The 20,010-nt window shown below is 69.9% G+C and carries 18 protein-coding genes; 3 read left to right on the top strand and 15 right to left on the bottom strand.

Features of this window, described 5'->3' with window-relative positions; genetic code table 11:
- Positions 1 to 105: 105 nt before the first annotated feature.
- From N1028_RS14565 to N1028_RS14555, 3 genes are read right to left on the bottom strand one after another with little or no spacing between them, the layout of a single operon-like run.
- Positions 106 to 2,046, bottom strand: coding sequence for a hydantoinase B/oxoprolinase family protein (locus N1028_RS14565; protein ID WP_259530091.1), 1,941 nt, complete (start codon positions 2,044 to 2,046; stop codon positions 106 to 108).
- Positions 2,043 to 4,079, bottom strand: coding sequence for a hydantoinase/oxoprolinase family protein (locus N1028_RS14560; protein WP_259530090.1), 2,037 nt, complete (start codon positions 4,077 to 4,079; stop codon positions 2,043 to 2,045). Before N1028_RS14560 ends, N1028_RS14565 begins: the two co-directional genes overlap by 4 nt.
- Positions 4,076 to 4,363: a hypothetical protein gene (locus tag N1028_RS14555; RefSeq protein ID WP_259530089.1), complete on the bottom strand. Its 288-nt coding sequence runs from the start codon at positions 4,361 to 4,363 to the stop codon at positions 4,076 to 4,078. The genes N1028_RS14560 and N1028_RS14555 overlap by 4 nt, the downstream gene beginning before the upstream one ends.
- Positions 4,364 to 4,476: 113 nt before the next feature.
- Here N1028_RS14555 and N1028_RS14550 point away from each other — a divergent pair, with 113 nt between their 5' ends.
- A complete protein-coding gene (locus N1028_RS14550) occupies positions 4,477 to 5,316 on the top strand; it encodes an SDR family NAD(P)-dependent oxidoreductase (RefSeq protein WP_259530088.1) in 840 nt (279 codons plus the stop codon).
- A 58-nt stretch (positions 5,317 to 5,374) separates the two neighbouring features.
- On the opposite strand, the gene N1028_RS14545 is transcribed toward N1028_RS14550, so the two are convergent.
- Entirely contained in the window at positions 5,375 to 6,517 is a 1,143-nt protein-coding gene (locus tag N1028_RS14545; RefSeq protein ID WP_259530087.1) for a flavin reductase, read from the bottom strand.
- Positions 6,518 to 6,653: 136 nt separating this feature from the next.
- Here N1028_RS14545 and N1028_RS14540 point away from each other — a divergent pair, with 136 nt between their 5' ends.
- Both N1028_RS14540 and N1028_RS14535 read left to right on the top strand, forming a co-directional pair.
- Complete coding sequence (locus N1028_RS14540) at positions 6,654 to 7,085, top strand: cupin domain-containing protein (protein WP_259530086.1); 432 nt, start codon at positions 6,654 to 6,656, stop codon at positions 7,083 to 7,085.
- Entirely contained in the window at positions 7,082 to 8,653 is a 1,572-nt protein-coding gene (locus tag N1028_RS14535; RefSeq protein ID WP_259530085.1) for an FAD-binding oxidoreductase, read from the top strand. Before N1028_RS14540 ends, N1028_RS14535 begins: the two co-directional genes overlap by 4 nt.
- 60 nt (positions 8,654 to 8,713) lie before the next feature.
- Here N1028_RS14535 and N1028_RS14530 read toward each other — a convergent pair whose 3' ends face one another.
- From N1028_RS14530 to N1028_RS14480, 11 genes are all read right to left on the bottom strand, one after another.
- Positions 8,714 to 10,006 carry an HNH endonuclease gene (locus N1028_RS14530; protein ID WP_259530084.1) on the bottom strand — a complete coding sequence of 431 codons (1,293 nt, stop codon included), beginning with the start codon at positions 10,004 to 10,006 and terminating at the stop codon, positions 8,714 to 8,716.
- A gap of 85 nt (positions 10,007 to 10,091) precedes the next feature.
- Positions 10,092 to 11,108: an NAD-dependent epimerase/dehydratase family protein gene (locus N1028_RS14525; RefSeq protein ID WP_259530083.1), complete on the bottom strand. Its 1,017-nt coding sequence runs from the start codon at positions 11,106 to 11,108 to the stop codon at positions 10,092 to 10,094.
- Positions 11,109 to 11,187: 79 nt separating this feature from the next.
- Entirely contained in the window at positions 11,188 to 12,309 is a 1,122-nt protein-coding gene (locus N1028_RS14520; protein ID WP_259530082.1) for a zinc-binding dehydrogenase, read from the bottom strand.
- Entirely contained in the window at positions 12,306 to 13,139 is an 834-nt protein-coding gene (locus N1028_RS14515) for an SDR family NAD(P)-dependent oxidoreductase (RefSeq protein ID WP_259530081.1), read from the bottom strand. The genes N1028_RS14520 and N1028_RS14515 overlap by 4 nt, the downstream gene beginning before the upstream one ends.
- A gap of 28 nt (positions 13,140 to 13,167) precedes the next feature.
- Positions 13,168 to 14,550, bottom strand: a complete 1,383-nt coding sequence (locus N1028_RS14510) for an FAD-binding oxidoreductase (RefSeq protein ID WP_259530080.1) — start codon at positions 14,548 to 14,550, stop codon at positions 13,168 to 13,170.
- A gap of 32 nt (positions 14,551 to 14,582) precedes the next feature.
- Positions 14,583 to 16,148 (bottom strand): FAD-binding oxidoreductase, encoded by a 1,566-nt coding sequence (locus N1028_RS14505; RefSeq protein ID WP_259530079.1) that lies wholly within the window; start codon positions 16,146 to 16,148, stop codon positions 14,583 to 14,585.
- Entirely contained in the window at positions 16,145 to 16,900 is a 756-nt protein-coding gene (locus N1028_RS14500) for a carboxymuconolactone decarboxylase family protein (protein ID WP_259530078.1), read from the bottom strand. The genes N1028_RS14505 and N1028_RS14500 overlap by 4 nt, the downstream gene beginning before the upstream one ends.
- Positions 16,897 to 17,802, bottom strand: a complete 906-nt coding sequence (locus N1028_RS14495; RefSeq protein WP_259530077.1) for an NAD(P)-dependent oxidoreductase — start codon at positions 17,800 to 17,802, stop codon at positions 16,897 to 16,899. The genes N1028_RS14500 and N1028_RS14495 overlap by 4 nt, the downstream gene beginning before the upstream one ends.
- A gap of 20 nt (positions 17,803 to 17,822) precedes the next feature.
- Positions 17,823 to 18,272, bottom strand: coding sequence for a carboxymuconolactone decarboxylase family protein (locus tag N1028_RS14490; RefSeq protein ID WP_259530076.1), 450 nt, complete (start codon positions 18,270 to 18,272; stop codon positions 17,823 to 17,825).
- Positions 18,269 to 19,192, bottom strand: coding sequence for an NAD(P)-dependent oxidoreductase (locus tag N1028_RS14485; RefSeq protein ID WP_259530075.1), 924 nt, complete (start codon positions 19,190 to 19,192; stop codon positions 18,269 to 18,271). The genes N1028_RS14490 and N1028_RS14485 overlap by 4 nt, the downstream gene beginning before the upstream one ends.
- A gap of 3 nt (positions 19,193 to 19,195) precedes the next feature.
- A complete protein-coding gene (locus N1028_RS14480; protein ID WP_259530074.1) occupies positions 19,196 to 20,008 on the bottom strand; it encodes an N-acyl homoserine lactonase family protein in 813 nt (270 codons plus the stop codon).
- Between the last annotated feature and the right edge of the window lie 2 nt (positions 20,009 to 20,010).

The following is a 20,010-nucleotide window of genomic DNA, read 5'->3' as shown; positions in this document are numbered from 1 at the left end:
CGTCATTGTCATAGTGTCGGACAATAATTGTCGGACAATGGGGTAATCATACACTCGCGGTGCACGATTACCAGAGGGAATTCCACCCCTCTGTGCGCCGGGGCTTTACAGCGCGCGCAGCTTCTCCCGGAGAACCGCCGTGGCGTCGAGGTCGAGCACGAGCCCCTCGGGGTCCTCACGGGGGTCGCCCGAGACGACGACGCCGTACAGCCGCTCCGCTCCCTCGATCGTGACGTACTCGTCGCGCACGTCGACGAGCACGCGCTCGGGCTCCCGGGCGAGCGGGTCTCCCCACCCTCCGGCGCCGTTGGTGATGTAGCGCAGCACCGACTGCTTCACGCTCGTGTTGGCGTTGGCGAACGGGTACACGTACTCCCCCGCGGCCGACGGCGCCTTCGACTCCGGATCGATGACGCCCGCCCAGGCGGTGCCTCCGCCGAACGAGTCGCGTCCGGTGCCCGGCACGATCGCCGCGCCCTCGGCGTCGGGCGGGAAGATCCACACCCCGCCGTTCACACCGCTGCCACCGCCGTGCACGCCGAAGCCGGTGACCGACTTGTGCCGGAGCTCGATGATCGAGTGCGCGGCATCCGTGAGCCACAGGGTGTCGCGGAGCATGGCGTTGCCGCCGCGGTTGACGCCGGGGCCCGCCGTGTCGGCCACGGGCTCGTGCCGGAGCATCACCACGGGGCTCTCCTTCTCGATGGCCTCCACCGAGGGCGCGACGCCGTTGGCGAGGTACGACATGCACTGGGTGTCGGCGTCGCCGTGCCGGTTGGCGCCGAAAGGGCCGATCTCACCGCCGCACTGCATGGCCGAGACCCAGGGCGTGCCATCCGGATGCGCCCCGAACGCCGTGTGCAGGTTGGTGCCTGCGCGGTCGCCCGCGATGGCCCTCTCGCCGAGAGCCTTCTCGAGGGCGATGAGAACGGTGGCGAGGATGACCTGGCTCTGCTCGAAGTAGAGGAACACCGCGCCGTCCGGCGGCAGCGCCGAGACCACGCTGCCCTCGGGGATGACGATGTCGATGTTGCGGAAGAGCCCGGAGTTGAAGCGGCCGCGGGGGTCGAAGTTGTACTTCAGGGCCACGCCGATGGCGGTCTTCACCTCCCACGCGGTGGCGTTGATCGAGGTGCGGGCCTGCCGGTGCGTGCCGGAGAAGTCGACCTCGATGCGGTCGCCGCGCTTGCGGATGGCGACGTGCACGGGGTAGCTCTCGCTGTCGTCGATGCCGTCGGCGTCGACACCGTGCTCGGCCTCCCAGTCGCCGTCGGGGAGCTCGGCCATGCCGAGCGCCATCCGCTCCGCCGCCACGTCGGTGGCGTAACGCATGGCGCCGTGGAAGGCGCCGAGGCCGTAGCGCTCGATCGACTCGAGCACGAGCCGCTCGCCGAGCTCGAGGCTCGAGCAGACCGTCTTCATGTCGGGGTAGAGCACCTCGGCCATGCGCACGTTGTCGAAGATCACGCTCCACGTCTCGGGCACGTTGACGCCCTGGCTCACGAGCAGGCGCGGCGAGAGCACGAGGCCGTTCTCGAACACGTTCTGCTTGGTGGCGCTGAAGCCGCCGGGAACCGTTCCGCCCATGTCGAGCTGGTGGGCGTTGAGCGTGACGTAGGCCACGATCCGTCCGTCGACGAAGACCGGCCGCGTGAAGACGAGGTCGTTGTTGTGGTTGCCCGTGCGGTACGGGTCGTTGGCGATGAGCACGTCGCCCGGGTGCAGCCGTTCGGCGCCGAACTCGTCGACCATGTTCGGCACGGCGTCGATCGTGGTGCCGGCCATCAGCACGATGCCGTTGCTCGCGGCGGGCACGGGGTAGCCGAGCTCGGCGGGGCCGGCGATGGTGCAGGCGAGGTCGTAGAAGTCGCGCAGCACGGGCGAGAACGCGCCCGTGAGCAGGCGCGCGCTCATGTGCTCCACGAGGTAGTCGAAGCGGTTGCCGAGCACCGTGGCGGTGTAGCGGTCGCAGTCGTAGTGGGCCTGGAAGGCCGCCTCGCCGAGGTCGCGGATGAGAGCCTTGGGCCTCGTGATCTGGTCGGTCATGATGCGCTCCTCGCGGTGATGATGAGCTCGCCGCAGCGGCCCACGACGGCGGACTGCCCGGGTGCGACGAAAGTGGTGCTGAGCTCCTCGCGGATGATGGCGGGGCCCGTGACGGTCGCACCGGTCTCGAGGGCGGGCCGCGAGAACCACTCGGCCTCGACCGGTTCGCCGGTCAGGTAGCTGAGCGTCGTGGTGCCCTCGGGCACGGCGGGGAACGGATCGCGGGCCTCGGCGGGCGTGTAGTCCACCTTCTCCGACGGCACCACGAGCTCGACCCGGTAGGTGACGCCCTCCACCGGGAAGGCGTCGAAGCGGTTGCCGTTCCGCAGCTCGTAGGTGTCGTGGAACCCGGCGACGGCCCGGCCGATGGTCTCGGCCGTGATCGCACCCTCGGGGATCTGCACGAACGGCGTCTCCCAGCTCTGCCCCATCAGGCGGCCGTCGAAGCTCCGGCGCACCGGCAGCCCTGCGCCCGCCTCGCCGAGGCGCTCGCGGAGGCGCTCCTCCATGCGCTGATAGACGGCCTCGATGCCCTCGGCGCTCTCGGGCCCGAACACCACGTAGGCGCTCTCGGCCTCGTAGTAGACCTGATCGGCCGAGAGCAGCCCGATGGCCGAGAAGAGGCCGGGGTGCGGCGGGATCACGACCTCCTTGAGCGGCAGCAGGTCGAGCGCCGCCGGCAGCAGCATCCCGCCCGCGGCGCCGTAGGCCATGAGGCTGAAGTCGCGGATGTCGACGCCGTGCCGCACGGCCACGTTGAGGATCTCCTCGGCCATGTGCGCCACCGCGAGCCGGTACGCGGTGCGCACCCGCTCGTCGAAGGGCACCGGGGTGTCGAGCGACTCGAACGCACGGCGCGCGGCCTCGCGGTCGAGCTCGAACTCGCCGCCGGCGAATCCGGCCGGGTCGAGGATGCCGATCAGGAGCGCGGCATCCGTGACCGTCGGCTCGGTGCCGCCGCGGCCGTAGCACGCGGGGCCGGGCTCGGCTCCCGCGCTGCCCGGGCCCACGAGGATGCCTCCGGAGGAGGAGACGGTCACGAGGCTGCCGCCGCCCGCCCCCACGCTCGACACCTCGGTGGAGAGGGCGTTGATGATGAGGTCGTGCTCGATCTCGAAGGTGTTCTGCACGAACGGCGCACCGCCCACGATGATCGAGACGTCGGTGGAGGTGCCGCCGACGTCGGCGCAGAGGATGTCGGGGCGCCCGATGGCGGCTCCCAGGTGGCCGCTCGAGACGGTGCCCGCGGCGGGCCCGGCGAACAGGATGCGGAACGGGCGCTCGAGCGCCTCCTGCCAGGGCAGCAGGTTGGCGGCGCAGTCGGCGAAGTTGAGCTGGCCGTCGAAGCCGAGGCCGCCCAGGCCCGCCTGCAGCTGGCCGGCGTAGTCGCTGAACAGCAGCTTCATGATGACGTCGATCACCGTGGTCGAGGCGCGCTCGTACTCCTTGGCGAGCGGAGAGGTGGCCGACGAGATCGACACCTCCACGTCGTCGCCGAGCACCTCGCGCACGAGTTCGCGCAGGCGCACCTCGTGGTTGTCGTCGACGTAGGCGTTGAGCAGGCAGATGGCGACACCGTCGATGTCCATCCGGCTGAGGATCTCGAGCTCGTGGCGGGCCTGCGCCTCGTCGAGCGGGATGAGCGTGCCGCCATCGGCGGTCTTCCGCTCCACGATGCCGCGGCGGAGGTAGCGCGGAACGAGCGGGCGGGCCGCGTCACCGAAGGTGCGCCGCCACGACGGGTCGGTCTGCGCCGCGAGGGGCCGGTGCACCGAGCCGCGGTCGAGCACGTCGCGGAAGCCCTCGGTGGTGAGGAAGGCGATCTTCGGCAGCCGACGCTCGAGCACGGCGTTCAGGCCCATGGTGCTCGCGTGATTGAACACCGCGCTGCCCTCGACGCCGAGGCGGCGGGCGCCTTCGACCACGGAGCCCGCCGGATCGGTGCGGCCGGAGGGCACCTTCGTGACGGTGACCATGCCGTCGCGGATCGCGACGACGTCGGTGAACGTTCCGCCGACATCCACGCCGATCATGCGCGGCCTCCTGCGGTGGCGGTGGCGGTGGCGGTGGCGGTGGCGGAAGCGCTGGGTGTGTTCGCGACCGTGGTGCCGAGCGGCACGAAGGAGCCGAGCGCCGGTGCGGGGGTGCGCTCGAGTGAGGCGAGGCAGTCCTGGCACTTCACGACCGTCCACCACCCGCCCTCGCTGAGAGCGCGATAGCTCGCGATGTCGGTGCCGCCGCATTCAGGGCAGGTCGCGTCGACGTGGTCGCGCTCGACGGAGAGTCGTTCCGCCCGGGGCCTGGGGAAGGTGTGCACGTTCGATCTCTCCTTTGAAATCTGCGGATGCTGGCATCGGCGCTGGACGCGCGTCTACCATCGGCATCATTGTTGTACGACAATCAGACATATTGCAACCCTGGAGGGCGACGATGCCGAACCACGAAGAGACCACCCCTGCGACCACGACCGTCCGAGTAGGAGCGGTGGATGTCGAGACCTGGGGAGCCCGCCGCTTCCCCGGTCGGATCGCCGTCGTCACGGGAGCCGCCTCCGGCATCGGCCGGGCCGTCGTCGAGCGCCTCGTCGCCGAGGGCGCCACCGTCTATGCCCTCGACCTCTCGGCCGGCGCCCTCGACGCGGTGTGGGCGGGGGTCGACGGGGTCGTGACGCAAGCGGTCGACGTGGGCGACAGCGCGCAGGTCAACGCCGCGTTCGAGCGGGTCAGCGCCGACCACGGTCGCCTCGACGTGCTCGTGACGGCGGCCGGCATCTCGGATGCGCCGTGGCGGCTCTCGGACCGCAACAGCGACCCCGATCCGTCGACCATCGACGACGCGGCGTGGGATCTCGTGATCCGCGTCAACCTCACTGGCACCTTCTACTGCGTGCGCGCCGCGCTGCCGCTGCTGCGAAAGAACGAGGGGCGGGGCGGGGCCGTCGTGACCATCTCGAGCGTGGGCGCGCTCGCGCCGTATCCGCTGGCCGCCGCCTACCCCGCGTCGAAGGCCGGCGTGTTGGGCATGACGCGGGCCATCGCCGCTCTCGTGGGGTCGGAGAACATCCGGATCAACGCGGTCGCACCGGCCGCCACCAAGACCGCGATGCTCCCCGACGACGAGGAGCTGCTCGCGAGCATGGTGGCGCTGCAGCCGATCGCGCGCGTGGTGCCGGCCTCGGAGATGGCCGCCACGATCGTCTACCTCTGCAGCGACGAGGCGCAGTTCATCACCGGGCAGACCGTCAACTCCAACGGCGGCATGGTCATGTGACCGGTGATGTGGCCCGTGATGGGGCCCGGAGGCGGCGTCGGGATCCCGGTGTCGGGGCTCAGACCATGCCGTCGCCCTCGCGCATCTCCTGCGGGCGGCGGTTGTGGGCCGCGAGGGTGCGCAGCACGAGTTCGACGTCGCCGTTCTCGTAGCCCTCGACGATCGCCTTGTGGTCGTCGTGCAGCACGGTCGTGGCCTTCGTCGAGGGCTTGATCGAGCGCCGCTCGAGAGAGGGCAGCTGCAGTCCCTTGTAGGTCTCGGTGAGGATGACGCTGCCGGCCAGGCCGACGAGGTACTCGTGGAAGTCGGCGTTCGCGCGGATCCAGCCCTTGGGGTCGCTGAACTGCTCGTCGACGCTGAACCCGAGGGTCTCGTCGAGCAGCCGGCGGAGCTCTGCGAGCTGCTCGGGCTCGACCGATCCGACGGTCTGCGCGGCGGCTCCGACCTCGATGGCGAGCTTGGCCGCGTAGTAGTCGTAGATGACCTCGTCCGGCACCGGCTCGACCTCGAAGGTGCCGCCGGCGCGGCGCACGAGGCCCTCGTTCGTGAGCGCCACGAGTGCCTGGAACGTGCGGCCCACCTCGATCTCGAGCTCGGCCGCGATGCTCTCGGCGTCGAGCGGCACCGTCTCATCCGTCACCGCTGCCACCACGTAGTCGCGCACGGCGTGGAGCGCCGCGGCATCCGGAGCGGTCTCCATACGGCCGAACGAGCCGCGGAAGTAGGCGAGCGGGTTCCCGGGCTTCGACGAGACCCGCACCACGCGGGCGAGGAACACGAGATGGGTGCCGCCGCGCACGGTCTCGTCGACCACGCACTCGAAGTGGGCGATGCTGCCGGCGATGAGCGGGACATCCGCGTGGCCGCGCTCGAACGCGATCGTCGCGAACTTGTCAGGAGCCTTGCTCGCGAAGCGCTGGGCGATGGGCGCGGAGTCCTCGGCGAGCACGTTGACGGCGAAGGTGCCGTTCTTCACGATGGCCTGGGCGGTGGTGGAGGTCACGTTGAGGCAGATGAGCAGGCTCGGCGGCTCATCTGAGAGGGAGGAGACCGCGCTCGCGGCCGCGCCGAGATCCTCTCCCTCGAAGTTCGTGGTGATGACGGTCACGCCGCTCGCGAACCGTCCCATGACGTCGCGGAACTCGCCCTTGCTTGGCTCGCCCGTGCTTTTCTCTTCCGTGCTGGTCTCGACTGCAGTCATGTCTCGCCCCTTTGCGCTGACTCGGATGCGGGCATGGACCCGCGGTGTCGCCGATGCTAGCATTTAGTTACAACAGCTACAACTAGTTTGCGGCCTCGGCTGAGAGCTATAATACTGTCTGACAATCTGGACGACGATGTTCACGGAAGAGAGCGACATGCGCATCATCTCGGGCCGATCCGGTGCCCCCTCCATCACTGCCAGCGGCACGTTCACGGGGCAGGTGCTCCAGGACCCGGTGATCACCGACCGCGCCGACGTGAAGATCAACACGGTGCTGTTCACGCCGTGCTCGCGCACCTACTGGCACCACCACTCGCACGGGCAGATCCTCCAGGTCTTCCGCGGTCGCGGTTTCGTGGCCGGTGCCGACGGCGTGCCCCAGCTCATCTCGGAGGGCGACACGGTGTGGATCGAGCCCGGTGAGCGGCACTGGCACGGCGGCACCGCCGAGTCGCTGCTCGGGCACACGGCCATCACGCTCGGTGACACGGTGTGGCTCGAGGAGGTCTCGGAGGAGGAGTATGCAGCGGCCTCGGTGACCACCGGCCTGGCGGACGACAAGTGACCACCCGTCGTCCCGAGCCGGCCACGCTGCCGGACGCCGCGCGCGACGAGCTCGTCGCGGTCGTCGGCCGCGAGAACATCCTCCTCACCGAGGAGGAGCGCGACACCTTCCGCGACCCGTACTGGCACCACGACGACCGCACCTACGACTCGTCGGCGGTCGTCTTCCCCACGAGTGTGGAGCAGGTGCAGGAGATCGTGCGGATCGCCGGCCGCTACGAGGTGCCGGTGTGGACCTCGTCGCAGGGTCGCAACAACGGCTACGGCGGTCCGTCGCCGCGGGTGGCCGGTTCGGTGCTGATCAGTCTGCGGCAGATGAACCGCATCCTCGAGATCGACACCGAACTCGCCTACGCGGTGGTGGAGCCGGGGGTGCGCTGGCTCGATCTGCACGCGGCCCTGCACGAGCTGGGCGACGAGCTCATGCTCTCGGTGCCGGACATCGGGTGGGGTTCGATCATCGGCAACTCGCTCGACAACGGCATGACCTATCTGCCGCTCGGCAGCGACTTCCAGGCGCCCACGGGTATGGAGGTCGTGCTCGCCGACGGTTCGCTGCTGCGCACGGGCATGGGGGCGATCCCGGACTCGAAGTCGTGGCACGTCTACAAGCGGGGGCTCGGCCCGACGCTGGATCCGCTCTTCACGCAGTCGAACTACGGCATCGTCACGCGCATGGGCGTGTGGCTCATGCGGCGGCCGCGGGAGTACGCGCCGCTCTACCTGTCGGTGCCGCGGGATCATCAGCTGGCGCAGGCGATCGACATCATCCGGGAGCTCCGGCTCGACGGGGTCATCCGCGGGGTGCCGAATCTGCAGAACCTCATCACGATGGGCACGCAGTTCCCCGAGCACATGGGCATGTTCCCGGGGGCGGATGCGACATGGTCGGAGGACAGGCTCGATGCGCTGGCGGACGCCACGGGCATCGGGCGCTGGGGCGTGCGCACGGCGCTGTGGGGGGACGGGCCGGTGATCGATCACCATCTCGCGCGGATCCGTGAGGCGTGGTCGGCGATCGAGGGTTCGCGGATCGATGAGCTCGGCCGGTTCGGGGCGTCGAACTGGCACGAGATCTCGACGTTCATGCAGAAGATCTCGGCGGGCATCCCCACCATGGAGATGATGGAGCAGATGCCCGACTGGGTCGGGCACGTGGGCTTCTCGCCCATCGTGCCGTTGAAGGGTGCGGAGGTCGTGGAGGTCGTGGACCGGATCAAGGCGAGGGTGATCGAGCGCACGGGCACGAACTTCGTGTGTGCGATCTTCCCGACCAACGATCGGAGTGCGATGATCGTGAGCTCGGTGAGCTTCGATCGCACGAATGCCGAGGATGTGGCGCGCACGTTCGAGACGGTGAAGATCCTGATCGAGGAGGTCGCGGCGCTCGGCTACGGCGAGTACCGCGCGCACCTCGACTTCATGGACCTCGCCTCGGAGCAGTACTCCTTCGGCGATCACGCCTACCGTCGCTTCACCCAGGCGATCAAGGACGCGGTCGACCCCAAGGGCATCCTCTCCCCCGGCCGCCACGGAGTCTGGCCGGCCAAGTACCGCGACGGGGCCTGAGCCAGAGAACCGCCCATCGCGCCCGCCATCCTTCGGCACCCGCCGGCACCCGTCGGTGCATCAGAAGGGTGGCGGGTCGTTGCAGCTCGCCCGAGCGGGTGGGGTGGTGCGGTAGGTGGCGCCGAGAGGTGATCGCCACTCGAGGGTGCGGGATGCGGGCCCGGTGTCGGGTGGGCGGGCGACCTGCCAGCCGCCCTCGTGTTTCAGGTGATGGTGGCTCGTGCAGAGGTGGGCGAGGTTCGACGCGGTACTTCGACCCCCGTGCGCCCAATCCACCGTGTGATCGAGCTCGCAGCGGGCGGCCCGGCGCCCGCACCCGGGGAAGCGGCAGTGCTCATCGGCCACGACCAGCACCTCGCGCAGTGCGGTCGGGATGCGGTACCGGCCGGCGGTCTCGATCACGTCACCGGTAGCCGGGTGGGTGAGCACGCGGAGGAATGTGGGCGCGGCTGCGGCGATGCGGCGCGCGGTGCCGGGGTCGATGGGGCCGTAACCGTGCAACTCCGCGGGTGGGTCGGCCGGGATGGAAGGGAGTGAGTCGGTGGGATCTGATTCGCACCCGGCCAGCACCACCGCCGGGACCGTCACGATCACACTCGGGACGAAACCGGCCAACCCATCAGCACGGCCCAGGATGCGGTCCGCGAGGATGTCCGAACGCAGCTGCGCCTGCGTGCGCGGTTCGGCGTCGCTTCGTGCGGCGCGGGCCGCCTGATCGATCACGTCATGAATCGCCAACGCATCCACCGCCGACAGATGGTGATGGAGGGTCGCCATGCCATCACGCTCCGCATCCAGCCAGACGGCACGCTCCTCACGCGCGAGCACGGCACGGCGGGTGATCGACTCGGGGTGATGCACCTCGCGGAGATGCCGGGCGGCGTCGTCGAAGCGGGCCGGGTTCTTCTCCCGCGCCTGCGGCAGGACCGCGTGCTCGAACCCAGCACGCGCCTCGATCGGCAGCGAGCCGGCGTGCACCACCACCAAGCGGGCGTGGGCGTAGGACACCTCACCCGCCTCGAGCGCAGCGAGCGTCGAAGGCAGATCGGACACCAGCGTCTCCGCATCCGCGATCAGACGCGACACCGCCCCCTCCGAACGCCGCGACGCACACGCCACCTCCGCCCGCAACGACCGCCTCGCCCACTCCCGCGCCTTCGGCGTCAGACCACCCTGCAGCAACTCCGCCTTGGATTCCGCCAACCCCACCGCCCGCGCCAACCGGCGCGCCTGACGGGCCTGCAGCTTCGCAATCTCCCGCTCATCCCGCACGAACCCCGCAACCTCATCCGAGATCGCCCGCGCCAACCCATCCAGGGCCGCCCCAGGCGAGGATCCGAACGTCGTCTTCATGAGGTTTATTCAACCAGCACCCACCGACACTGGCCCCTGACACCCAACCACGCCCATCGAAGGCAAGCGCGAAGCGCGCGGCAGCTCACGCCCCCAGCGAAGGCGAAGGCTCATGCCCCCGATTCACCCCGAGCGCATCCACCAACGACCTCAGCGCCGCCGTGGACGACACCGTCGGCTCCCACCCCAGCTCCGCCCGGGCACGCGCCGTCGACATCACGGGCACCGAGGTGGCGATGTCGATCCACCCCGGATCCGAGGCCTGCAGCCGCAGCCGCCACGAGACGTCGACGATCGCCCGCAGCACCTGACGACGGAACGGCACCGTGCGCGGGATCCCCAACGCCTCCGCCACCGATTCAGGCCCCAGCACCGGCTCGGCAGCGATATTGAAGGCCCCGCCGGCCCGCCGCTGGATGGCACGCCAGAACGCGTCCGCCACGTCGTCGGCGTGCACCGCCTGCGAGATGAGGGAGGTGGGCAACGGCAGCACGGGCAGCCGCTTCACGAGCGCGAGCAACGGCACCGGGATGTGCCGGCCGGCGAACAGGTGCGCGATCTCCCGAGCGGCATCGGGCTGGAACACGAGCCCCGGCCGCAGGCGCGTGAGCACGATCGAAGGGTGCGAGACCTCGAACGCATCCATCTGCCGCTCGTTGATGGCCTTGTGCCGCCCGTAGTGGGAGGTCTGGATGCCACCCGTGGGCCAGCTCTCCGACACCCGCGAGTGCTTCGGTCCGAAGCTGTATGCCCCCACCGACGACGCCACGAGCACGTGCGGCACCCCCGCCGCCGCGGCCGCCTCGAGCACCACGCGCGTGCCGCGCACGTTGGTGCGGGCCATCTCGGCCTCGTCGTGGTTCGGCTGCAGCTTCCAGCCGAGGTGCACCACGGCGTCGGCACCGTCGAACACGGCGCGCAGCCGGGTGGGCGCACTGCCCGCGGCGATGTCGAGCGGATGCCATTCCGCAGCCGAGTAGGGCGCCTCGTCGCTCGGTCGCCGGCGCGACACCCCCACGAGCTGCACCTCCGGCTCCGGCAGGGCCCGCCGGAGCAGTGCTGTTCCGAGATTGCCGCTGGCTCCCACGATGACGATGCGCATGGGACGAGTGTGCTCCGCCCGAGGCTGAACCGCTCGCGGGCCCCACCCAGGAAGGACCCGACCGCGAGAACCCCCGACCTCAGTGGTCGAAGACGATCACCCCGCACACGTCGTCGAGACTCCCCGACCGATCCCGCGCGAGATCGAGCTCCTCGATCGGGTAGCGCCGCGTCAGGATCGGAGCCGCGTCGAGCAGCCCGCGCTCGAGCAGCCCCGTGTAGCGCTGCAGATCGCTCTTCATGTGCACCTGCCCGTTCTGCGAGCTCAGGATGCGCCGGCTCTGCAGCGCGGTCTCGACCTGCGGCAACGGCAGCGTGGCACCACCGATCTCGAAGCCCGTGAGCACCGTGCGGCCACCCCGGCGCGACGCCTGCACCGCGAAGCTCTGCGACACCGCAGGCCCCGCGGCCTCGAGCACCACGTCGGCACCCCGACCCCCGGTCGCGGCCCGCACCGCGGCGAGCGCCTCGGCGGCCTCCTCCGGCGTGGATCCGGGATCGACGAGCACATCCGCTCCCAGCGAACCGGCGAGCGCGAGCCGCTCGGCGTGCGGCTCCACCACCGTGACGCTGCCCGCCCCCGCGAGTCGCGCGGCCTGCAGCATCCACAGCCCGAGGTGCCCGGCACCCACGATGGCCACCGACTCCCCCGGCTGCACCTGTGCGACGTTGAACACCGATCCGACCCCCGTCGAGATGCCGCAGCCGAGCATCGAGAGCACGTCGGAGTCGAGGTCCGACTCCACCGGGAAGACCTGGTTGCCCGAGATCGACATGTACTCGGCGTAGCCTCCTACACAGCCGGCGCACGAGATCCGTGCACCGTCATCGCCCGAGGCGATGTCGGGGTAGATGCCGCCGAGGTCGAACAGCTCGCCGCACTGCCACGGCTCACCGATGCCGCAGTAGTAGCAGACGCCGCACTCGGGGGTTCCCGGCACCACGACGCGCTGCCCCACGCGGATGCCGGAGACGGCCGAGCCCACCTCCACCACTTCGCCGATCGAGGCGTGACCGAGGATGGTGGGCGGGATCTTGTAGAGCTTGCCCTTCCAGTTCTTCACATCGGTCGAGCAGAAGGGGCTCGCGTGCGTCTTCACGGCCACACGATGCGGGTCGAGCGGCAGGAGGTGGACCTCTTCGATCGAGAACGGCTCCTTGATCGCGCGCAGCACACCGGCGCGCCCTCGCCACGTGGTCATGACGCGTCCGCCGCAGCCGCCGACGCGTCGACCGGGTACTTCTCGAAGGCGGTGCGGATCGCGGCCTGCCGTCCCTCGACGATGTGCCACCAGTCCGGATGCGTGAGCGCGTACAGATCGTCATTGCGGATAGAGCGGGTGACGATCCGCCCCGCCTCGATCGGGTCGATCCAGCGGAGGTCTGCGGCGACCCCCTCCGAGATGTCGACGTCGGCGAGGCCGCCCGCGAGCTCCGCCGGCCGGTTGCGGGTGCTGTTCTTGATGTTGGTGCGCACGGTGCCGGGCGCGAGGAGCGTCACGTGCACCGGCACGCCGTCCTCCTCGAGCTCGATCGCGAGCGCCTCGGTGAGCGCGGCCACCCCGTATTTGGTGACGGCGTAGGCCCCGCCGCCGGCCATGGGCGAGAAGGACGCCATCGATCCGGTGTTGACGATGTGCCCACCGTCCGGGTTCGCCTTCAGAAGCGGCAGGAACGTGGTGATGCCGTGGATGACGCCCCAGAGGTTGACGTCGATCATCCACTTCCAGTCGGCCAGCGAGAGGTCGGCGAGGCGCCCGAGCGCCCCGATGCCCGCGTTGTTCACGACGATGCCGACCGAACCGAACCGCTCGATCACCTCGGCGGCGAGCGCCTCGACGCTCGCGGGGTCGGTGACGTCGACGCGGATGCCCGTGGCGCCGATCTCCGCGGCCGTCGCGTCGAGCGCATCCTGCTGCACGTCGGCGATCACGACCTGGGCGCCTTCGGCGATCAGCTGTTCGGCGATGCCGCGGCCGATGCCGCTGGCTCCTCCGGTGACGACGGCCACCCGTCCGGCGATGCTGGTCATGAGTGCACTCCTCTTATATGTCTATCTGTCAGTTCCCGTAGGCGAAGACGCCGGCAGGATCGTAGGTTGCGCGCACCTGGGCGAGCCGCGCCGCGATGTCGGCGGGCCACAGCCGCGCGAAGACCTCGGGGCTCGGGTGCCCGGCCCAGTTGTAGTTGATCTCGTCGTGCGAGTAGTCGGCCACCGAGTCGTAGAGCGCGGGACCGGCCACGGGGAGCGCCTGGTCGTTGACCCCGGGGATGACGGCCGCGATGGTGAGCAGCGAGAACTGGGCTCCGCGGCCTCCGATCGCGTTGGGCAGCGCGGCGTCGCGCGCGATGGCCCCGCCGAGGAGCCTCGTCTCGACGTTGGCGAAGGGCGCCTCGACATCGCCGCCCGCGTGCTCGAGGATGCGCTCGACGTAGGTCTCGTCGACGTCGTCGAGGAACTCACCGCGCTCCCAGATGGGCAGCGGGCCGAAGGGCTCCGCGTGGATGGTGCCCACATCGGTGAAGGGCATGACGTCGACGCCGTCGATGTAGACCGGCGCCACCGCGCGCATCGGGGCGAGCAGCTCGGCGCCCCGCGACGACAGCGCGCCCGTCTCGGCGCCCTGCTCCACGTAGGCGAACCGCAGGTGGGCGAGCGTGCGCCCCGCCAGCGGCTCGGGCACGCCGACAGGCGGCAGCCGCACGATCGACATCGAGGTGTTCGCCGACTCGGGCAGGCTCTTCGCCCACGGTAACCAGGCCCGGTGCACGGTGGCGATGTCCTCCTGCGCGAAGAACAGGCCTCCGCCGTAGATCTCGGTGAGCTCGAGCGCCTGGAGGGTGAGCTCGGTGACCACGCCGAGGCCCACCTTGCCGCCCTTGAGCGCCCAGAACAGGTCGGGCTCGCTCTCGGCGCTCGCCACGACGACCGATCCGTCGCCGATCACCACGCGGAACGACACGGCGCGGTCGGCGGCCCAGCCGAGCGTGCGGCTGAGCGGGCCGATGCCCCCGCCGAGCACGAGGCCCACGGCTCCCACGCTCGGGGAGGATCCGGTGACGGCGGCTAGGCCGTGCTCGCCGAGGTGCGGCAGGATCCCCATCCAGCGCGCGCCCGCCCCGATGGTGAACGTCGGCCCTGCCGGGTCGACCGTCACCGAGTCGAGCCGGTGGGTGCGGATGAGCACGCCGTGGTCGACACCCCGATAGGAGCCGTGACCCGTGGCCTGCACGCTCACCTCGAGGCCGTGCGCGCCGGCGAACCGCACCGCCGCCTGCACGTCCGCCTCCGAGGTGGCGCCCACCACGTAGTCGGGCCGCATGGGAGAGAGCGAGTTGAAGCCGTCGATCTCGGGCTGGTAGCCCTCGTCGCCGCGCTCGAACAGGGGGCCGTCCAGCTCGGAACGGAGGGCGGAGAGATCCGCGTCGGAGACCTGGGGCATCGTTGCTCCTTGGGGAAGAGGTGGGCGGAGGGTCAGGGGTTTCGTCGGGAGGACGGCCAGATGCCGTGCCGGCCGGGCGAGAGGATGCCCTTGGGGTCGACGGCGTCCTTGATCCGCTCCACGAAGCGGCGGTAGGCGTGGTCGCCGAAGGAGAACTCGGCGGTGGCCTCCTCCATGAAGTCGAGATGGGCGCGGTACTCGCCGTAGCCGAGCTTCCCCACCTCCCGGATCATCGTCTTCACGGTGGCGTAGGCGTTGCGGGTCTCCTCCACATCGGCGGTGTTGAAGCCGAAGCCGCTCACCACGAGCGCGCTGCGCTCGCTCGAGACGCAGATGCCCACGAGGAAGCTGTTGCCGGTGTCACGGGTCACGATCTCCTCGAGCGTGTCCATGACCTTCCGCATCTCCGATCCCACGAGGGGGACGGCGGGCGAGAAGCCCACGTGACCGAAGTCCGGCGGCAGCGACTCGAGCATGTCGAGGTTCGGGATGCCGGCCTGCACCTTGTCGACGAAGTGCTCGATCTGGTCCCACTCGTCGTGCAGGTAGGTGCGGTGGTGGTCGACCCGGGATCCCTCGATCGCCGACCACGCCTCGGTGATCTTCTCCACGTGCCGCGCCACGACGACCTCGTCGCCCCAGACCGCGGTGCGCATGCCCCAGCGGCCGACGCCCGAGATGTCGGCGAGCTCGTCGAGCTGCTCGGGGCCGAGGGCCCCACCGGCCTGCATCTGGCCGAGCAGCTCAGGGAAGTGCGAGGCGAGGGTGAGGGTGTTCTGCATGACGGGAACGCCGCGGATGACGCCGTCGAGCCGGAGCTCGCGCAGGATGTCGATGGCCTGCTCGAGCTGGTGGTCGCGCGGCACCGTGAGGAACAGCGGAGCGTAGGCCGCGGGCTTGCGCATGAGCCAGTAGCCCATCTTCGTGACGATGCCGAAGTTCGACTGCACGAACAGCGGGTCGAGCGACGGGCCGAGACCCCGCTTGTAGGCGTGCCACGACTTCGAGTTCGGGATGCCGCCCATGCCTGTGCGAAGCAGCGACCCGTCGGCGAGCACGACCTCCATGCCGGTGGGGGCCTGGAAGTCGACGCCGAGCGGCAGGTAGGTCATGCCGCTGTCGAGCGAGTTGCCCACCACGGAGCCCCAGCCGAGGTCGGGCACCGAGATGAGCAGGTCGTCGTGCCCCGCCTCGGCTATGGCCGCGTGCAGGTCCATCCAGCTCACGCCGGGCTCCACCACGGCGTAAGCGAGCTGGGCGTTGATCTCGAGCACCTTGTTCATTCGGCGCAGGCTCACCAGCACCGATCCGGCGACGCGCGGCGAGGGGCCGCCGTAGCCGTTGTTGCGGCCCTGGGACGAGACCCACAGCGGCACACCGAGCTCGTCGGCGAGGCGCACGACGGCCTGAACCTGCTCGGTGCTCGTGGGGTAGAGCACGGCGGAGGAGTCGTAGGTGCGGTCGCCCTTGATCCAGTACGGATCGGCGTACTCGTCGCGGCCCGCACGGTCGGTCACGACCGCGTCGTCGCCGAGCACGTCGCGGAACCGTGCTGCGGCCTCGTCGCTGAGCTCGTAGGGGGTGGTGTCCGGGGTCATGAGAGCTTCCGCGCTTCCTCGACGAGGATCGGGGCAGCCTCGAAGACGCCGTGGATGCCGAGCGTCGCCGCGATCTCCATGACCTCCACGATCTCGGCGGCACTGGCGCCGTAGCGCACCGCGTTCTCGATGTGGAGGCGGAGGCCGGAGGTGTAGAGGTGCGTCGCCGCCGTGTCGAAGGCGATGTACATGAACTCCTTGACCTTGGGCTCGAGCGTGCCGCTCACCCACGGCACCGAGGAGAACTCGGTGTAGGCGTCGAAGAACTCGGGAGCGAGCTCGAGGATCTCGTTCCAGAACGAGTGCCAGTAGCCGCGCTTCTCGGTGAACTCGGCCTTGAGGCGCTCCTGGTACCCGTCGAACTCGGCGGCCTCCGTGCGCTTGCCCTCCTGCTCGAGCACGTCGACGAGGATCGGCACGCCGATGTTCATGGAGTGGATGCCGAGGGTGGCGCAGCACTCCAGCACCTCCATGACCTCCTCGGGGGTCGCTCCGGCGGCGAGGGCACGACGGATGTGACCGCGCACGGGCGGCAGGTAGAGGTGGGTCGAGTTCGCCGCCACGGCGAGGCGCACGAAGTGCTGCACCTTCTCCGGCAGGGCGCCGACCTTCGCGGGCACGCCGGCGAGCTTCGAGTACGAGGCGAGGAACTCGGGGTCGAGGTCGAGCACCGCCTGGGTGCCGGCATCCCACTCGCCGTGGGACTCCTCGTACTCCCGCTTGATCTCGGCTTTTCGTGCGTCGTCTGTCACTTCGCGGTCCCTTCGTTCTCGCGCTCGCGCAGCCAGCGCGCCACCTCGGTGTGGTCGGCGGCGGGGCCCAGGTCGCCGCTCGCGGCGCTCCAGTGCTCTACGGCTCTGTCGCTCAGCGTATGCGGCACGCCGAGACTCTCGGCGAGACCCGTCGCGATCTTCATGTCCTTCAGCATCAGGCTCAGCCCGAAGCCCGAGTCGTAGGTCTCGCCCACGATGAAGTTCGGCCACTTCAGCTGCGTCGATCCGCTGCGCCCGCTCGAGGTGTTGATGGCCTCGAGCATGACATTCGGGTCGAGGCCGAACTCGATGCCCGTGAGCATCGCCTCACTCGTGACCCAGAGGTGCGCGGCGGACATGAGGTTGTTGATGGCCTTGAGCGCGTGCCCCGCGCCGATGCCGCCGATGAGGGCGGGCTTGCCGAGCACCTCGAGCACGCCGAGCGCGCGGGCGAGATCCTCCTCGGCACCGCCCACCATGATCGTGAGGGTGCCGGCGACGGCTCCCTTGACGCCGCCCGAGACGGGAGCGTCGATGAGGCGCGATCCTGCCGCGTCGACGACCTCGGCGAGGGAGCGGGTGCGCAGCGGCTCCGACGAGCTCATGTCGACGAACAGCGTGCCGGGGCGGGCAGCGGCGAGCACGCCGTCCGGGCCGGTCAGCACGCTCTCGACGATGTCGGAGTTCGGCAGCATGAGGATGACGACGTCCGACTGCGCCACGACGTCGCTTGCGGTCTCGGCGGCGGCGCCCCCGGCCGCGGCGAGCCGCTCACGGGCGGCGGGTGCGAGGTCGAACCCCACCACGGGGTAGCCGGCGGCCACGAGGCGCTCCGACATGGGGCCGCCCATGTTGCCGAGGCCCACGAAGCCGACGGTCTGCTTCACATCGGGCTGATTCACCTCGGGCTCATTCACATCGCTCACAGCTCGCCGGCCGCCTTCATCTCGTCGAGCTTGGCCTCGGCCACGCGGAACGACTCCAGCGCCGCCGGCACGCCCACGTAGATGGCGGTCTGCATGAGGGTCGCCTGGATCTCGGAGATCGTGACTCCGTTCCGGATCGCGCCGCGCACGTGCACCCCCAGCTCGTGCGAGCGGTTGAGTGCCGTGAGCATCACGAGGTTGAGCAGGCTCCTGGTGCGGCGGTCGATGCCGTCGTCGGTCCAGACCGCTCCCCAGCAGTACTCGGTGACGAGCTCCTGGATGGGGCGGGAGAACTCCGTGACGGCGCCGAGCGAGCGATCGACGTGCGCGGCCCCGAGCACCTCGCGGCGCACGTTCAGACCAGCCTCATAGGTCTCACCCCGCGTGGCGTCGTGCTTCGAGCCGTGCTTCGAGGCATCCTGCTTCGTCGTCTCCTGGTCGGTCATGGCTTCTGTCCTTCGTGTCGTGGGGTCGATTCCGGCTCGTGCAGTCGCACGCGCCCCGAGACGTCTCCGATCGCGTCGACGACGGTGTTGCTGATCTCCTGGCCGTAGCCGAGCGACTGGGCGAGGCCGAAGCTCGCGAGTGGTCCGGCGGAGTTGAGCGAGGCGACGCCCAGCTCGTGCAGGTGGTCGACGTAGAGCACGACGTCCTTCATCATCAGCGCGTTCGTGAGGCCGCCCTTGAGGTAGTCGCCCGTGATGATCTTCGGGAACCGGTTGAGGGTGGCGAAGTTCACGCCCGAGCTGGAGTTGAGCACATCGAGCACCGTGGCGAGGTCGAGCCCCGCCTTCTTCGCCGCCACCATGACCTCCGCGGTGGCCGCGAGGCTGATGGCGTTCAGGAAGTTGTTGAGCAGCTTCGTGCTGTGGCCGGCCCCGGAGTCTCCCATGAGGAAGACGTTCGTGGCGAAGTGGGCGAGCACGGGCTGCACGCGCTCGAGCGCCGCCGCGTCACCGCCCACCATGAGGGTCAGCGCTCCCTTCTCGGCGGCCGCCGCGCCACCGGAGATGCCGGCGTCGAGGTACGCGACGCCGCGTTCTGCCAGCCGCGCGCTGATGCGCTTGGTGGAGGCGGGGGCGGCGGTGCTGAGATCGACCACCACGGCGCCCTCGCGGAGGGCCGGGATGAACGACTCGTCTTCGAGCACGACCTTCTCGACCACCTTGCTGTCCGGCAGCGAGAGGAAGACGACGTCGCTCGCGCCCGCCACCTCGGCGGCCGAGCCGAGCGGCTTCGCGCCCGCGGCCTCCACGGCGGAGCGCTGCATGTCGAAGCCGAGCACCTCCACACCGCCGTCGACCACACGGCGCGTCATGCGACCGCCCATGTTGCCGAGTCCGATGAATCCGATCACGTCGGTCATATGTCAGGCGTCCTTCCGGAGGGTTCCGATGGTGGCGGAGATCCCGGCGAGCGGGCCCTCCTCCACGAGGGTGAAGCGGTTGAGCGTGTCGGGGTCGTGCCCGCTCACGAGGTGCTGCACGCCCGAATCGAGCAGCTCCCGGATGCGGTCGAACCCGGCGTACATCGCGGGCAGGTCGGCCACGTAGGCGAAGGGCATGTCCTCGTCGAACTCCTCGTAGTAGTGCAGGGCGTCGGAGGCCAACAGCACGTCGCCCTCGCTGGTCGCGATTCGGGCGATGGCCTGGCCGGGCGTGTGCCCGCCGACCTCGATCAGTTCGATGCCGGGGGCCACCTGGAACGACCCCTCGAAGGCCGTCACCCGGCCCTCGTCGAGGGCCTGCCGCAGCGCGTCGATCTCCTCGGGCTCTGTCGACCAGCGGAACTGCGCCCGCGTGCCCATCGACGAGAGCCAGAAGTCGAGCTCGGCCTGCGCGATCACGATCTGCGCCTTCGGGAAGGCCGCGAGGTTGCCGATGTGGTCGTAGTGGGCGTGGGTGATCACGAGGGTCTGCTCCGCCGACATGTCGATGCCGAGGGCGTCGTAGATGTCCGGGATCTCGGCCACGAAGGTGCGGTTGCGATTGGCCCCGCCCTGCACCGAGAAGCCGGTGTCGAAGAGGATCGTGCGGTTCTCGTTGCGCGCGACCCAGACGAAGTAGTCCATGTCGATGGGGCCGTCGGGCTGCCCGTGCACGTGGTAGTTGAGGTAGACCTCGGAGCGGTGGCCGTGCCGGGTGCCGTACTTGACGACGGTGAACTGGTACTGCTCGCTCACCG

The sequence above is a fragment of the Herbiconiux oxytropis genome (assembly GCF_024979315.1).
In the GTDB taxonomy this organism is placed as follows: Bacteria; Actinomycetota; Actinomycetes; order Actinomycetales; family Microbacteriaceae; genus Herbiconiux; species Herbiconiux oxytropis.
Note: the sequence above shows the minus strand (reverse complement) of the source record. Positions and strands in the feature narration are given on the sequence as shown.

What these genes read in the sequence shown, in the direction of transcription:
- N1028_RS14510 (WP_259530080.1), bottom strand. Translation starts at nt 14,550, where the DNA reads ATGCCCCAGGTCTCCGACGCGGATCTCTCCGCCCTCCGTTCCGAGCTG.
- N1028_RS14525 (WP_259530083.1), bottom strand. Translation starts at nt 11,108, where the DNA reads ATGCGCATCGTCATCGTGGGAGCCAGCGGCAATCTCGGAACAGCACTG.
- N1028_RS14505 (WP_259530079.1), bottom strand. Translation starts at nt 16,148, where the DNA reads ATGACCCCGGACACCACCCCCTACGAGCTCAGCGACGAGGCCGCAGCA.
- N1028_RS14485 (WP_259530075.1), bottom strand. Translation starts at nt 19,192, where the DNA reads ATGACCGACGTGATCGGATTCATCGGACTCGGCAACATGGGCGGTCGC.
- N1028_RS14540 (WP_259530086.1), top strand. Translation starts at nt 6,654, where the DNA reads ATGTTCACGGAAGAGAGCGACATGCGCATCATCTCGGGCCGATCCGGT.
- N1028_RS14565 (WP_259530091.1), bottom strand. Translation starts at nt 2,046, where the DNA reads ATGACCGACCAGATCACGAGGCCCAAGGCTCTCATCCGCGACCTCGGC.
- N1028_RS14490 (WP_259530076.1), bottom strand. Translation starts at nt 18,272, where the DNA reads ATGACCGACCAGGAGACGACGAAGCAGGATGCCTCGAAGCACGGCTCG.
- N1028_RS14560 (WP_259530090.1), bottom strand. Translation starts at nt 4,079, where the DNA reads ATGATCGGCGTGGATGTCGGCGGAACGTTCACCGACGTCGTCGCGATC.
- N1028_RS14520 (WP_259530082.1), bottom strand. Translation starts at nt 12,309, where the DNA reads ATGACCACGTGGCGAGGGCGCGCCGGTGTGCTGCGCGCGATCAAGGAG.
- N1028_RS14530 (WP_259530084.1), bottom strand. Translation starts at nt 10,006, where the DNA reads ATGAAGACGACGTTCGGATCCTCGCCTGGGGCGGCCCTGGATGGGTTG.
- N1028_RS14545 (WP_259530087.1), bottom strand. Translation starts at nt 6,517, where the DNA reads ATGACTGCAGTCGAGACCAGCACGGAAGAGAAAAGCACGGGCGAGCCA.
- N1028_RS14550 (WP_259530088.1), top strand. Translation starts at nt 4,477, where the DNA reads ATGCCGAACCACGAAGAGACCACCCCTGCGACCACGACCGTCCGAGTA.
- N1028_RS14515 (WP_259530081.1), bottom strand. Translation starts at nt 13,139, where the DNA reads ATGACCAGCATCGCCGGACGGGTGGCCGTCGTCACCGGAGGAGCCAGC.